10 protein-coding genes are annotated in these 14,515 nt (G+C 64.0%); 6 read left to right on the top strand and 4 right to left on the bottom strand.

The annotated features are described in order from the left end of the window. Positions 1-20: 20 nt before the first annotated feature. Positions 21-1,349: an IS1182 family transposase gene (locus tag JQ507_33335; protein QRI69676.1), complete on the top strand. Its 1,329-nt coding sequence runs from the start codon at positions 21-23 to the stop codon at positions 1,347-1,349. Between the two features lie 255 nt (positions 1,350-1,604). Here JQ507_33335 and JQ507_33330 read toward each other — a convergent pair whose 3' ends face one another. Further along, positions 1,605-2,309 carry a YggS family pyridoxal phosphate-dependent enzyme gene (locus tag JQ507_33330; protein ID QRI69675.1) on the bottom strand — a complete coding sequence of 235 codons (705 nt, stop codon included), beginning with the start codon at positions 2,307-2,309 and terminating at the stop codon, positions 1,605-1,607. A 109-nt stretch (positions 2,310-2,418) separates the two neighbouring features. Between JQ507_33330 and JQ507_33325 the strand changes: the two genes are divergently transcribed. From JQ507_33325 to JQ507_33305, 5 genes are all read left to right on the top strand, one after another. Then, complete coding sequence (locus JQ507_33325) at positions 2,419-4,110, top strand: diguanylate cyclase (GenBank protein ID QRI69674.1); 1,692 nt, start codon at positions 2,419-2,421, stop codon at positions 4,108-4,110. Between the two features lie 363 nt (positions 4,111-4,473). Next, positions 4,474-7,077, top strand: coding sequence for an MASE1 domain-containing protein (locus tag JQ507_33320; GenBank protein ID QRI69673.1), 2,604 nt, complete (start codon positions 4,474-4,476; stop codon positions 7,075-7,077). A gap of 325 nt (positions 7,078-7,402) precedes the next feature. Continuing rightward, positions 7,403-10,039 (top strand): leucine--tRNA ligase, encoded by a 2,637-nt coding sequence (locus JQ507_33315; protein QRI69672.1) that lies wholly within the window; start codon positions 7,403-7,405, stop codon positions 10,037-10,039. Continuing rightward, positions 10,026-10,580 (top strand): hypothetical protein, encoded by a 555-nt coding sequence (locus tag JQ507_33310; GenBank protein ID QRI69671.1) that lies wholly within the window; start codon positions 10,026-10,028, stop codon positions 10,578-10,580. Before JQ507_33315 ends, JQ507_33310 begins: the two co-directional genes overlap by 14 nt. A gap of 8 nt (positions 10,581-10,588) precedes the next feature. After that, complete coding sequence (locus JQ507_33305) at positions 10,589-11,620, top strand: DNA polymerase III subunit delta (protein ID QRI69670.1); 1,032 nt, start codon at positions 10,589-10,591, stop codon at positions 11,618-11,620. 156 nt (positions 11,621-11,776) lie between these two features. Here the strand turns inward: JQ507_33305 and JQ507_33300 are convergent, their stop codons facing one another. The 3 genes from JQ507_33300 to rsmG form a co-directional block, all read right to left on the bottom strand. After that, the gene (locus tag JQ507_33300) at positions 11,777-12,667 is read right to left on the bottom strand and encodes a ParB/RepB/Spo0J family partition protein (GenBank protein QRI69669.1); all 891 of its coding nucleotides are present in this window, start codon (positions 12,665-12,667) and stop codon (positions 11,777-11,779) included. 144 nt (positions 12,668-12,811) lie between these two features. Further along, positions 12,812-13,663: a ParA family protein gene (locus JQ507_33295; GenBank protein QRI69668.1), complete on the bottom strand. Its 852-nt coding sequence runs from the start codon at positions 13,661-13,663 to the stop codon at positions 12,812-12,814. Positions 13,664-13,694: 31 nt separating this feature from the next. After that, positions 13,695-14,360: a 16S rRNA (guanine(527)-N(7))-methyltransferase RsmG gene (rsmG, locus tag JQ507_33290; GenBank protein ID QRI73619.1), complete on the bottom strand. Its 666-nt coding sequence runs from the start codon at positions 14,358-14,360 to the stop codon at positions 13,695-13,697. Positions 14,361-14,515 lie beyond the last annotated feature (155 nt).

The raw sequence follows: 14,515 nt of genomic DNA, 5'->3' as shown, positions 1-14,515 counted from the left end.
GAATTGCGGGAGAGCGGGAGATGGCTGAAGACCAGCTGTTTGGAGAACTGCCGGAGCAGCCGAAGCCGCAAACTGATGCGGCGCCAGCGGGTTTGCCGCGTCTGCGCGAGCCGCAGCGCGATCAGATTGAACTGCGGGCGGTGGATATCGATAGCCTGATCGGGGAAGATCATCCGGCGCGGGTGATCTGGTGCTATGTCGACGGGCTCGAGCTGCGCGAGCTTGAAGATCGGATCAAGGCGCGGGGCGAGAGGCCGGGTCATCCGGCGACGTCGCCACGGCTTTTGCTGGCACTGTGGCTCTATGCGACCAGCGACGGGGTAGGAAGCGCTCGCGCCCTGGAGCGGCTGTGCGAGAGCCACGATGTCTATCGCTGGCTGTGTGGCGGGGTCTCGGTGAACTACCATACGCTGGCGGACTTCCGGGTCGGATGCGCCGATCTGCTCGATCGGCTGCTCGCCGAACATCTTGCGGCCTTGGCGGAGGTGGGCCTGGTCGACCTCAGCAAGCTGGCGCAGGACGGCGTGCGGATCCGGGCGAGCGCCGGGGCCGCCTCGTTCCGGCGAGAACAGACACTCGATCACCATTTGGAGACCGCGCAGACGATCGTGGCGGAGCTCAAACGCGAGGTCGAGGCGCGCTCCGATGCCAGCAACCAGCGCATCAAGGCGGCCAAGGAGCGAGCGGCGCGTGAGCGCACCGAACGCCTGAAGGCAGCGCAGGCCGCGCTCGCCGAGATCAAGCGGCAGCGCCAGGCGCGCGAAGACAAGCGCAACAACGGCAAGACGCCGAAGGAGCCGCGCGCCTCTACGACGGACCCCGACGCCCGCGTCATGAAGATGGCCGACGGCGGCTTCCGGCCAGGATACAATGTGCAGGTGGCGAGCGCGGCCGGCGAGCAGATCGTGGCCGGGCTCGACGTGACCAATATTGGTTCCGATCGCGGCCTCATGCAGCCAATGCTAGATCGCTTGCGCGCGCGGACCGGCCGCCTTCCGGGCCGCCATCTCGTTGATGGCGGCTTTGGCAGTGCCGAGGACATCGAGTGGGCGCATGATCAAGGGGTTGAGGTCTATTGTCCGCCCACGCAATCCAAGCACGGTACCGATCCCTACCTGCCGCGGCGCGGCGACGGCCCGGGCGTGTTGGCTTGGCGGGCACGGATGGCAAGCGAGCCGGGCAAGGCCCAGTACAAGCTCCGATCGATCTGCGAGTGCATCCACGCTCGATGGCGCAACTGGGGCCTGCGGCAACTCACCGTACGCGGCCTTGAAAAGGTCCGTGCCGTCGCGCTCTGGTTCGCCCTCACCAACAACGTCTTACAAGGGCATCGGCTCTACAGCGCTTAAACACCACATCGGCCACCCGGCCGCAGCTGCGCAAAAAACCAAACCCACCCGACCTACAGACGTAAAAGGCAAAACCCGAAAGCTTCACAAGCTGTCAGGATGACGGGTTTACTGACGGCGTACAGACAATCCGCATCGTCGTCCTGGCGAAAGCCAGGACCATACGCCGCGGCCTCAGGAAGAGGCATGCGGCTAGATATGGAGCCTGCAACTGACTTCGGTGGTTATGGGTCCCGGCCTTCGCCGGGACGACAATTAGTTATGCGGCTTCGTCCGCGTGCCGAAGATCGCCGAACCCACCCGCACGTGGGTGGCGCCCATCGCGATTGCCACGGGGAAATCCGCGCTCATGCCCATCGAGAGATTCTTCAAGCCATTGCGCGCAGCGATCTTGGCGCAGAGCGCGAAATGCGGAGCCGGCGCCTGGTCGACCGGCGGAATGCACATCAGTCCCGAGATCGGCAAATCATACTTTTCGCGGCACGCCGCGATGAAGGTATCCGCATCCTGCGGCGCGACGCCGGCCTTCTGCGACTCCTCACCGGTATTGATCTGGACGAACAGTTCCGGGCGCTTGCCCTGATTTTTGATTTCCTTGGCTAACGCTTCGCAAATGCTGGCGCGGTCGACCGAATGGATCGCATCGAACAGCGCAACCGCCTCCTTCGCCTTGTTCGACTGCAACGGCCCGATCAGATGGAGCAGCACGCCCGGATGAGCCTTGATCAGCTCCGGCCACTTGCCCTTGGCCTCCTGCACGCGATTTTCGCCAAATACGCGATGGCCGGCGCCGATAATCGGCAAAATTGCGTCGGCCGCGAAGGTCTTCGACACCGCGATCAGCGTCACCGACGCGCGGTCGCGCCGCGCTTCCTTGCAGGCATGCGTGATCGCCTGCTCCACGGCGGCGAGACCATGTGGTGAATCAGCCGATAACGGCGTGGTCGGGCTTTGCGTCATGCTTGTGCCGTTCTCTGACAAGATGCGGGGGTTGGCTCGAATTTTACCAAATTCGGGAAAGGCTTTTTGAAGCCCTGCATTCTACCTTGCGCGCGGGCAAGGGAATAGAATGTCGGGCGTTACTTTCAACCGCAACCGGGTCAGGCTCAAGAAGGTTCTGGGTATTCGTGCCCGGCTCGCCCTGCTTGCGGTGATGCTGGTCGCGCCGCTGATGCTCGATCGCGTCCGCACCCTGGAAGATTCCCGCAGCAAGCAGATCGCGCAGGCCGCCGCCGGCTATGCCAACCTCACCGCGCACGCCGCCGAGACCCAGCGCGAGGTGGTCTCCTCGGTCGAGACCATGCTGAAATCGGCGGCCTATATCCGCGCCTCCAGCGGCATTGGGCAGAGCTGCGAGGTGCTGCGCGCCAGCCTGCCGACGGTGCTGCCCTGGATCCGCAGCATCATGTTCGTCTCCCGGGACGGCGTCGTGCAATGCTCGACGCTCAACATGCAGGTCGGGCTCAATCTCGGCGATCGCGAATATTTCAAGAAGGCGCAGGACAACCGTGGCTTCGTGTTCAGCGACTATCTGCGCGGCAGGACCAACGGCCGGCCGATGATGATGGCCGCCTATCCGGTGGCGGCGATCAATCCGGAGCAGGATGCCGTCGTGGTCGCCGGCATCAACATCGACTGGCTGTCGCAGATCATGGCCAATCTCGGCGGCCAGCCCGGCATGTCGGCCGTGCTGGTGGACAGCACCGGGGTGGTGATCGCCGCTCCATCGGATCATGCCAGCCTGATCGGCCACTCGCTCGACACCATCCCTCTGATGTCGGCGATTGCCGAGAAGGCGCTGAGCTACGACGAGCCGTCCGGCACGGTGTCGTTCACGGCCGCCGATGGCGCGCAGCGCACGCTGAGTTTCGCCCGCATCGTCGGAACGCAGTCCCGCCTGATCGTCAGCATGGACGAGGCCAAGGTAACAGCGGCGATCAACCGCGAGATCCGCACCGCCTATCTGCAGCTCGGCTTCGTCTGCTTGTTCGTGCTGCTCGGCGCCCTGGTCGGCGCGGAGCGGCTCGTCATCCATCCGATCGAGCTGATGACCGGCATGGCGCGGCGATTCGGCGAGGGCGACTGGTCGGCGCGCGTCGCCAAGCACAAGCTGCCGTCGGAATTCGTCCCGCTGGCGCGCGCCTTCAACGCGATGGCCGCGCAGCTCAGCCAGCGCGAGCGCGAGCTCGTCGAGTCCAACGACCGCCTCACCGTGATGGCCTCGATCGACGCACTGTCCGGCCTTGCCAACCGGCGCGGCTTCCAGAGCCGGCTCGATTTCGAGTGGATGCGGGCGCAGCAGTATGAATGCGAACTGTCGCTGATGATGATCGATGTCGATCACTTCAAACTCTACAACGACACCTACGGCCATCCCGAAGGCGACGCCTGCCTGACGCGGATCGGTGAGGTGCTGTCCGGAATCGCCGCCGACACGATGGGCTTCGCCGGCCGCTATGGCGGCGAGGAATTCTGCCTCTTGCTGCCGAACACCGACGCCGCCCATGCGCTCGCGATCGGCGAGACCGTGCGCACCGCGGTGCTCGGGCTCGCCGTGCCGCACGCGCCCTCGAGCCATTGCGTCGTCACCGTCAGCGTCGGCGTCGCAACCACAAAGCCGAACGAGACCCAGCGCCCCGGCGACCTGATCGAAGCCGCGGATGCCGCCCTCTACGCCGCCAAGCGCCGCGGCAGGAATGCCGTGATCGAGCACGGCTTCCTGCAGACGCTGGATGAAGCCGGGATGGCGCTGGCGAGCTAGCTGCATCGCCCCGTGCAGGTGGAGCATCTGATCCCTCGCGCCAACAGGCAGAATAACTGCCGGTGCTCTCATCGACACGCAGCGGATCGTACCCAATTTGTATTCCGGATTCCGCCGTGACCTGTTTCGGATCCCGGTGCGCCACCGCTATTAGGTCAATGGTGTTGCCCGATAGCCCCCTCGTTCCGAAATTGCCGGGCGCCCCTCTACTCACTATCGTGCGGCCATGCTTTGGTCAAAACTGCGTTGAGTGCTTGGCGGGAACATCGACGCCATGACGATGCGATTCGCCTCTTTTGGTGACACTGGATCAGGGGACAGGTCGCCACCGCATTCTTGAAATGCCCTCGGCAAAGGCTTGCGATGGAAAGGGCAACGTTCGATCAGGCCAGGGTGCTCGCTTTTGGCGACGCTCGGAGCATTGCGACCTACGCGGTCGAAATCCTGATCATCGCCGCGATTTATGGCGGCCTTGCCGAAGCCGCGCGACTGGTTCCCGCGATCAACCCAACCGCGACACCGCTATGGCCGCCGACCGGGCTTGCGCTCGCGCTGGTCCTGCTGCGCGGCTACCGGATCTGGCCGGCGATCCTGATGGGGGCCGTCTCTCCCTACTTCATGGCCGACCGATCGCTGCTGGAACTTGGCACCGCCGGGACCGGCAGCCTGCTTGCTGCATGTGCCGGGACATGGCTGATCGACCGTTGGTCGAACGGTCGCCAGACGTTTGCCACGCCTGTCGGTGTCGCAAAGTTTGCAATCATTTGCTTTGCGCCGACGACGATCGTCAGCTCAGCCATTGCCTCGGCCGGCTCTGCGCTCGCCAATGAATCGAGCCTCTCCGATTCCGTCGGCGCCGGGGTGACCTGGTGGCTTGCGGACGCTGCCGGAGCGCTGGTGATTGCTCCGCTCATCGTGCTCTGGGCGACGATGCCCTTCCGCATTCCTTCCAAATGGAAGCTGCTGGAATCGATCGCGGTCCCCGCTCTCGCCGGCATCGTCGGAATCGTTGCTTACAGCCCGCTCATCGGCAGCGACCTCATCAGCCCCGACCTCGACGTGCTGCTGCCGCATCGGAGCCTTCTGGGCTTTCTGGCTCTACTCCCCTTGATCTGGGCCGGACTGCGCGGCGATCGACGCACCGTGTCGACGGCTGCGTTCATTTTCGTCGGCATGGCCGTATGGGGGTTCTCGGTCGGGAATGAGCCGTTTCCGAAAACGGATCCGAATGGCGCACTGTTATCCTTGCTCGTGCTTTCGATCAGCGCATCGGCAGCTCCTCTTGCGCTGGCAGCGGCCATTGCGACGCGCCAGACCGCGGAAGCCCATCTCCTTTCTGTCCGGGACCAACTGAACGATCAACTTGAACGGAAAGCCCTGGCGCTCGACAACATCAGGCGGCATTTCCAGACCCTTATCGAAGGCGTCGTCGACTATGCGATTTTCGCGCTCGATCGCGAGGGACACGTCACGAGTTGGAACAGCACCGCTCAAAAGATCATCGGCTACAGCTCGGACGAAATCATCGGCAAGCATTTTGGAATTTTCTATCGGCCGGATGAACGCCGCGCGGGTTCGCCCGCACACGCGCTGGAGACGGCAATCGAAAGAGGCAAGTACGACGTCGAGGGTTGGCGGATCAGAAAGAATGGCACGCCGTTCTTCATCACGGGCTCCGTGTCGTCGAGCCATGATGACGCAGGAAACCTGATCGGCTTCATCAGTATTCTGCGCGACGCAACCGAGCGGCGCGACGCGGAGGAGAAGCTGGTTCAGGCCCGCGAACAGCTCGCGATGTCGCAGAAGATGGAGGCGATCGGCAAACTGACCGGCGGGATTGCGCACGACTTCAACAATCTGTTGATGATCATCGGAGGCAGCGCCCAGATCTTCACGCGCCTGCTTGATCCGAAACTGCCCAAAGCAATCGAAGCCATCCAGACCGCGGCCAAACGCGGCGAGAGCCTCACGCGCCAATTGCTGACCTTCTCTCGTCATCAGCATCTCAGCCCGACGGTCGTCGATCTGAACGCGTCCATCAAGAACATGCGGACGATGATCGAGAGCTCACTGCGCGGAAACATCGTCTACAACGAGAACGTCGGTGAGGGCATAGCGTCGGTCAAGGTGGACCTCGCCGAGCTGGAGCTCGCGATCGTCAACATCGCCGTCAATGCGCGCGATGCAATGCCGAGCGGCGGCACGTTCACCTTGTCCGTCCATGCGGTGACCGCGAACCAGGAGACCGGCGGCGATCGCCGCGCAAAGGCTTTCTTTGCCATCGCGCTTGGCGATACCGGCACCGGTATTCCGCCGAATCTTCTGTCCAAGATGTTCGATCCGTTCTTCACGACCAAGGAGGTCGGCAAGGGGACCGGGCTCGGCCTGTCCCAAGTCTATGGCTTCGCGCATCAGGCTGGCGGAACGGTGACGGCGGACAGCAAGGTTGGTCAGGGAACGACGATTACAATCTATTTGCCGTCCTGCGCAGACGAGCAGACCGCCAGCAAAGACCTCGCCGCCGCCAGAGCAAGGCCGAGACAGCCGCAGCGGCAGACGGTTCTCGTTGTCGACGATAGCCCCGAAGTGGCTGACGTCACATCCTCGCTGTTCGAGCATCTGGGCTATGAAACGATCTATCGGGATTCGGCCGAAGCGGCGTTGAAACTGCTCGATGCCGGCACCAGGATCGATCTCGTCTTCAGCGATATCGTCATGCCAGGAACCATCGATGGCGTCGGGCTCGCGAGAGAAGTGCGGTCACGCTACCCGGGTTTGCCGATCGCCCTGACAACCGGTTACAGCGATGCCGCAAATGCAGCACCGCCGAGCCTGAAGATCCTCCGCAAGCCGTTCGACACCGAGGCACTCAGGGATTTCATCCAGGATCTTGCGCCCCCGAGATCAGCGCGATCATCCGTCGTACCTCTAGCATCAAACACGACCGACGCTTTGCGCAGACATTGACGCCCTCGGCTAAGCACCGGATCGCGTCGCGAAAATGCGGAACCTTGACCACCGGCGAAGCTGTACATTCGGTGTCGTCCTGGCGAAGGCCAGGACCCATTACCCCCGCGGCTGATGATTGCGCGAAGCTGGGGCCGCGACCCCTTTCCCAACAAACGCCTGTGGTTATGGGTCCTGGCTTTCGCCAGGACGACGGGAAGACTGCTGGCGGCGCCCCGGCATGAGCATTTGCCGGGCCCCAAGCCGTTGACCCCATGGGCGTTTTTGTGGCCTAGTCCGCCGTCCCCGGATGGGACCCGAAAATCACCGAAAACCCTGCGATTTCATGACCGCCGAACGCTACAACGCCCGTGAATCCGAACCCCGCTGGCAAGCCATCTGGGACGAAAAGGCGATCTTTGCCTCCAAGAACGACGATAAGCGGCCGAAATATTACGTGCTCGAGATGTTCCCCTATCCGTCGGGGCGCATCCATATCGGCCATGTCCGCAATTACACGCTCGGCGACGTGCTGGCCCGCTTCATGCGCGCCAAGGGTTTCAACGTGCTGCACCCGATGGGCTGGGATGCGTTCGGCCTGCCGGCCGAGAACGCCGCGATCGAGCGCAAGGTGGCGCCGAAGGCCTGGACCTACGACAACATCGCCGCGATGAAGAAGCAGCTGCGGTCGATCGGGCTGTCGCTCGACTGGTCCCGCGAGTTCGCGACCTGCGACCCCAGCTACTACAAGCATCAGCAGAAGATGTTCCTGGACATGCTGGCTGCCGGCCTCGCCGAACGCGAGAAGCGCAAGCTGAACTGGGACCCGGTCGACATGACCGTGCTCGCCAACGAGCAGGTGATCGACGGCCGCGGCTGGCGTTCGGGCGCCGTTGTCGAACAACGGGAAATGAGCCAGTGGGTCTTCAAGATCACGAAGTACGCGCAGGAGCTGCTGGACGCGCTGGATGGTCTCGACCGCTGGCCCGACAAGGTGCGGCTGATGCAGCGCAACTGGATCGGCCGCTCCGAGGGCCTCTTGATCCGCTTCGCGCTGGATCCGGCAACCACGCCGGCCGGTGAGAGCGAGCTGAAGATCTTCACCACACGGCCGGACACGCTGTTCGGCGCAAAATTCATGGCGATCTCGGCGGATCATCCGCTGGCGCAGGCCGCTGCCGCGAAGAATCCTGATCTCGCCGCGTTCATTGCCGACATCAAGAAGATCGGCACCGCGCAGTCGATCATCGACACCGCCGAGAAGCAGGGCTTCGACACCGGCATCAAGGCGGTGCATCCGTTCGATCCGAGCTGGAAGCTGCCGGTCTATGTCGCGAATTTCGTGCTGATGGAATACGGCACCGGCGCGATCTTCGGCTGCCCCGCGCACGACCAGCGCGACCTCGACTTCGTCAACAAGTACAATCTCGGCAACGTCCCGGTGGTCTGCCCTGAAGGGCAGGACCCGAAGACCTTTGTCATCACCGACACCGCCTATGACGGCGACGGCCGCATGATCAATTCGCGCTTCCTCGACGGCATGACCATCGAAGCTGCCAAGGAAGACGTTGCGAAACGGCTGGAGAGCGAAGTCCGCGGCAACGCGCCGGTCGGCGAGCGTCAGGTCAATTTCCGCCTGCGCGACTGGGGCATTTCGCGCCAGCGTTATTGGGGCTGCCCGATCCCGGTGATCCATTGCCCCAAATGCGACGTGGTGCCGGTGCCGGACGATCAGTTGCCGGTGACACTGCCGGAGGACGTCTCCTTCGACAGACCGGGCAACGCGCTCGACCATCACCCGACCTGGAAGCACGTCAACTGCCCGAAGTGCGGCGGCAAGGCGGTGCGCGAGACCGACACGATGGACACCTTCGTGGACTCGTCCTGGTACTTCGCGCGCTTCACCGATCCGTGGAACGAGACCGCGCCGACCACGCCGGCGATCGCCAACCGGATGATGCCGGTCGACCAGTACATCGGCGGCGTCGAGCACGCGATCCTGCATCTGCTCTACAGCCGCTTCTTCACCCGCGCGATGAAGGCCACCGGCCACATCGACATGTCGGAGCCGTTCGCCGGCATGTTCACCCAGGGCATGGTGGTGCACGAGACCTACCAGAAGGCCGACGGCAGCTGGGTCACCCCGGCCGAGGTGAAGATCGAGGTTGATGGTAACGCTCGCCGCGCGGTGCTGCTGGCGACCGGCGAAGACATCGAGATCGGCCCGATCGAGAAGATGTCTAAGTCGAAGAAGAACACCGTCGACCCCGACGACATCATCGCGAGCTACGGCGCCGACGTGGCGCGCTGGTTCATGCTGTCGGACTCGCCGCCGGACCGCGACGTGATCTGGAGCGACGAGCGGGTGCAGGGCGCCGCCCGCTTCGTGCAGCGGCTGTGGCGGCTGGTGAACGAATCGGCGGAGATCGCCAAGGCGGCGCCGGCGGCCCGGCCGGCTTCGTTCGGACCCGAGGCGCAGGCGCTGCGCAAGGCGGCCCATGGCGCGCTCGACAAGGTGTCGTCCGGGATCGAGCGGCTGCATTTCAACGTCTGCCTCGCCCATATCCGCGAATTCGCCAATGCGCTGGCCGAAGTGCTGGCCAAAGGCGACAAGCCGGCGCCGGATGTCTCTCCGGACGTTGCTTGGGCCGTCAAGGAGGCTGCGACGATCCTGGTCCAGCTGTTCTCGCCGATGATGCCGCATCTGGCCGAGGAGTGCTGGGTGGTTCTGGGCCGAACCGGGCTGGTTTCCGAGGCCGATTGGCCGCAAATCGAGCGCGATTTGCTGGTCGAAGACAGCGTGACCCTGGTCGTCCAGGTCAACGGTAAAAAACGAGGTGATGTCACCGTGCCACGCACCGCCCAAAATGCGGAGATAGAGGCTGCCGTTTTGGCGCTCGATGCGGTAAAAGCCGCCTTGGACGGCAAACCCGTCCGCAAGGTGATCGTGGTGCCCATGAGGATCGTCAATGTTGTCGGCTAGGATCAGGATCGCCGCCCGGTTTGTAGCCGTGGCCGCCTTGGCCGCGCTGACGGCCGGATGCTTCCAGCCGATGTATGCCGAGCGCACCCTCGACGGTTCGCCCGCGCTGCGCGAAAAGCTGATGGGCGTCGAGGTTCCGCCGGTCGACAAGCCGAATGCCTCCCGCGAGGCCCGGGTCGGCGTCGAGGTCCGCAATGCCCTCGCCTTCAAGCTCTACGGCACCGCCACTGGCATGCCGCCGACGCACCGGCTGGTGCTGCGCTTCACCACCAGCCGCTCCTCGCTGATGATCGACCCGGCCACCGCGCTGCCGAGCAGCGAGAACTATGGCGTCGACGCCCAGTTCAACCTGATCGAGATCGCCTCGAACAAGTCGGTCATGACCGGTACCACGTTCTCGCGCGTATCCTATGACATGCCGGGCTCCTACCAGCGCTTCGCTCGCACCCGCGCCCTGCGCGACGCAGAGGACCGCGCCGCGCACGAGATCGCCGACAATATCCAGACCCGGCTCGCCTCGTTCTTCTCCAGCGGGACCTGATCGACGCATTGGTCGCACTTCGCGGAAAAGAGATCGACAGCTTCCTCGCCCGGCCGGACGCCGGACGACCGATCATCCTGCTGTACGGCCCGGACTTAGGGCTGGTACGCGAGCGCGCCGACGCGTTGATGGCCTCCGCGGTCGACGATCCCAACGATCCGTTCTCGCTGGTGCGGCTCGATGGCGACGAACTCGCCGCCGAGCCGTCGCGGCTGGTCGATGAAGCGATGACGGTACCGCTGTTCGGCGGCCGCCGCGCCATCCGCGTCCGCGCCGGCTCGCGCAATTTCGCAAGCGGCGTCGAGACGCTGACCGAGACCGCCGCGCTGAAAGACTGCCGCATCGTGATCGAGGCCGGCGAGCTCCGGCCGGAATCGCCGCTGCGCAAGATCTGCGAGCGCGCCAAGAACGCGGTCGCGATCGGATGCTATCCCGACACCGAACGCGACCTGACCAAGTTGATCGAGGAAGAGCTCCGCGTATCCAACCTGCGGCTGGCGAGCGATGCGCGCGCGGTGCTGATGTCGCTGCTCGGCGGCGACCGCATGGCCTCGCGCAACGAGCTGCGCAAGCTCGCGCTGTTCGCGCACGGCAAGGGCGAGATCACGCTCGACGACGTCATGACCGTGGTCTCCGACGCCTCCGAGCTGAAGCTCGACCCGATCGTCGACGGCGCCTTCGCCGGCAATGCCGCGCTGGTGGAAAGCGAGTTCACGAAGGCGATGGTCGCCGGCACCTATCCCGGCGTGATCATCTCGGCTGCGCAGCGCCAGGCGGCGTGGCTGCACAAATCGGCGCTGGCGATCGCGGACGGCACGCCGGCATCCGCGGTGCTCGAAGGCGGATTTCCGCGGCTGCATTTCTCGCGCAAGCCCATGGTCGAGATCGCGCTGCGCAATTTCACCCCGCCGCGGCTGGTGACCATCATCGATCAGCTCGCGACCGCGGCGCTCGACATGCGCAAGCAGGCTTCGCTCGCCGCGGTGATCGGGCAGCGCGCGCTGCTCTCGATCGCGGCGAACGCGAAGCGGCGGGGATAGCCGGGACGTCGCAACCACCGTCATTGCGAGGAGCTCGCGACAAAATTGCGAAAGCAATTTTGCGCTGAAGCGACGAAGCAATCCATCGCTCCGCACATGCAGAGAAATGGATTGCTTCGCTTACGCCCGCAATGACGTGGAGAGATGTCGGATGAGCTAACCGCCCTCGAGCCGCCGCACCACTTCGTCGAGCTGCTCGAGGTTGCGGTAGTTGATCTGCACGGTGCCGCCGGGATCACGATGGCTGACGGTGACGGCGAGGCCGAGCGCATCGCTGACGCGCTTCTCCAGCGCCAGCGTATCGGCATCCTTGTCGACCTTGGCCGCGCTGCCAGAACGCGCCTTCTGCGGCTTGCGCTCCGGCACGCCCTCCTCATGCGCCAGCGCCTCGGCCTGGCGGACGTTGAGGCCCTCGGCAACGATGCGCTTGGCGGCAGCCAGCGGATCCGGCACGCCGATCAGCGCACGGGCGTGGCCGGCGGAGAGATCGCCCTTGGAGATCAGCGCCTGCACCTCGCTCGGCAATTTGGTCAGCCGCATCATGTTGGCGACATGGCTGCGGCTCTTGCCGACGATCTTGGCGATCTCTTCCTGGCTGCGTTTGAACTCGTCGGCGAGCGCGTGATAGCCCAGCGCCTCTTCCATCGCGTTGAGGTCTTCGCGCTGGACGTTCTCGATGATCATGATCTCGAGCGCGTCGGAATCGGAGACCTCGACCGGCACGATCGGCACTTCATGCAGACCGGCAAGCTGCGAGGCACGCCAGCGCCGTTCGCCGGCGATGATCTCGAAACGGTCCTGCGCGCCCTTGATCGCGCGCACCACGATCGGCTGGATCACGCCGCGCGCCTTGATCGAATCGGCAAGTTCGCCGAGCTCGGCATCGGCGAAGCTGCGCCGCGGATTGCGCGGGTTGGGTTTGAGGAATTCGATCGGCACCTTGCGCTGCGTGCGCGGCCGCTCGACATGCGCGGCCGCCTCGCCGCCGACGTCTCCGATCAGGCTTGCCAGCCCGCGCCCCAGTCGCGAACGCGCTTCATCGGCCATTGTTGCGAGCTCCCTTGGATTCACACGCAGTACTCCGAACTTCGATATCTGGATTGTAGGATGGGCAGAGCGCAGCGAAACCCATCATTCTCGTTCAGTGCCGCGATGGGTATCGCTTCGCTCCACCCATCCTACACATCGCCCTCAATGCGCGCGCAGCTCGCGCTCGCGCTGGATCACTTCGGTGGCAAGCTTGAGATACGCGTCGCTGCCGGCGCATTTGAGATCGTAAACCAGCACCGGCTTGCCGTAGGACGGCGCTTCCGAGATCCGCACGTTGCGTGGGATCATGGTGTCATAGACCTTGTTGCCCATGAACTGGCGCACGTCGGCAACCACCTGGTTGGAGAGGTTGTTGCGCGAGTCGAACATGGTCAGCACGATGCCGTGGATCGACAGGGTCGGATTGAGCGTCGAGCGCACCTGCTCCACCGTCTGCAGCAATTGCGACAGACCTTCGAGCGCGAAGAACTCGCATTGCAACGGCACCAGGATCGCGTCCGACGCGGCCATCGCATTGACGGTAAGCAGATTGAGCGAGGGCGGGCAGTCGATCAGCACGTAGGTGTAATCGGAGTCCGGCGAGACGTTGTTGTTCAATCCTGCGATCGCGTCGCGCAACCGGAAGGCACGGCCCGGCGTGGTGCCGAGCTCGAGCTCGAGACCGGAGAGATCCATGGTGGATGCCGCAATGTGCAGCCGCGGCACTGCGGTCGCGACTACGGCATCGCGCAGCGGCGCTTCGCCGATCAGCACGTCGTAGGTCGAGCAGCTGCGGTTGCGGCGATCGATGCCGAGACCGGTCGAGGCGTTGCCCTGCGGATCGAGATCGACGATCAGGACGCGCTCGCCAATCGCAGCGAGTGCGGTCCCAAGATTGATCGCTGTGGTGGTCTTGCCGACGCCCCCCTTCTGGTTGGCGAGCGACAGGATGCGCGGATGGCCCGGCGCTTGGAGCGCCTTATCCCCTTGATAAACCTCGTCCATCACAGTCATACCAAAATACCATTTGCTCTTGCGGAGTCCCCTAGCGCCGCTCGATTGACCCGAGTTCGACGATCCAGCCCTGTCCGCCGGTCCGGCTGGCGTGTAGCTTTGGCTCAATAGTCCAATATTTAGTGGCCTCGGTCAATTCGGCCTCTACATCTTGACCCTTCAAAAACAGCGCCTTGGCGCCCTTTTTGACCCACGGCTCCGCAAAGCCGATGAGTTGATGTAACGGAGCCAGCGCCCGTGCGGTGACGCAATCGATGGGCCCCGCGATTCTATCCACAGTATCCCCGATATCAGCCAGATGCACCGTCCCAGGCGACGCCGTGACGCGGACAGCCTCACGCAGGAACGCAGCTTTTTTGGCAATTCGCTCAACCAAGTGGATGGACGCGCCAGGCGTCTCAGCCAATGCACAGGCAAGCACGACGCCGGGGAAGCCGCCGCCGCTGCCGAGATCGACCCAGGACTTCGCCGTCGGCGCGAGACTCAGGAGCTGAAGCGAATCGGAGATGTGGCGGGTCCAGAGATTCGGCAGCGTGGACGGCGCGACGAGATTGGTCTTGGCCTGCCACTCCAGCAGGAGAGCGACGTAGCGATCGAGCCGGGCTTCCGTTTCACGTGAAACAGGAGTCAGCGCGAGTGCCGCGGCTTTGTCAGCTGCGGAGATTTCGAGGTCTGCGGAACGGGAAATTGAAGCCATTCTCTTGAATGCCAGGTTGGTGTTCGTCATTGCGAGCCAACGGGTCGCGCTTAGGCTCCCCGATGACAGGCTCCACGAAGCGATCCATCTCACAGCTCGCGCAGACATGGATTGCTTCGTCGCTTCGCTCCTCGCAGTGACGGCGTGAGGCCGCG

The sequence above is a fragment of the Bradyrhizobium sp. PSBB068 genome (genome assembly GCA_016839165.1).
Taxonomy (GTDB): Bacteria; Pseudomonadota; Alphaproteobacteria; order Rhizobiales; family Xanthobacteraceae; genus Bradyrhizobium.
This window is presented reverse-complemented; position numbering and strand designations above follow the sequence as displayed.

Excerpts from the sequence above, each read along its gene's own strand:
- JQ507_33335 (QRI69676.1), top strand. The coding sequence starts at position 21 with ATGGCTGAAGACCAGCTGTTTGGAGAACTGCCGGAGCAGCCGAAGCCG.
- JQ507_33330 (QRI69675.1), bottom strand. The coding sequence starts at position 2,309 with ATGACGCAAAGCCCGACCACGCCGTTATCGGCTGATTCACCACATGGT.
- JQ507_33325 (QRI69674.1), top strand. The coding sequence starts at position 2,419 with ATGTCGGGCGTTACTTTCAACCGCAACCGGGTCAGGCTCAAGAAGGTT.
- JQ507_33320 (QRI69673.1), top strand. The coding sequence starts at position 4,474 with ATGGAAAGGGCAACGTTCGATCAGGCCAGGGTGCTCGCTTTTGGCGAC.
- JQ507_33315 (QRI69672.1), top strand. The coding sequence starts at position 7,403 with ATGACCGCCGAACGCTACAACGCCCGTGAATCCGAACCCCGCTGGCAA.
- JQ507_33310 (QRI69671.1), top strand. The coding sequence starts at position 10,026 with ATGTTGTCGGCTAGGATCAGGATCGCCGCCCGGTTTGTAGCCGTGGCC.
- JQ507_33300 (QRI69669.1), bottom strand. The coding sequence starts at position 12,667 with ATGGCCGATGAAGCGCGTTCGCGACTGGGGCGCGGGCTGGCAAGCCTG.
- JQ507_33295 (QRI69668.1), bottom strand. The coding sequence starts at position 13,663 with ATGACTGTGATGGACGAGGTTTATCAAGGGGATAAGGCGCTCCAAGCG.
- rsmG (QRI73619.1), bottom strand. The coding sequence starts at position 14,360 with ATGGCTTCAATTTCCCGTTCCGCAGACCTCGAAATCTCCGCAGCTGAC.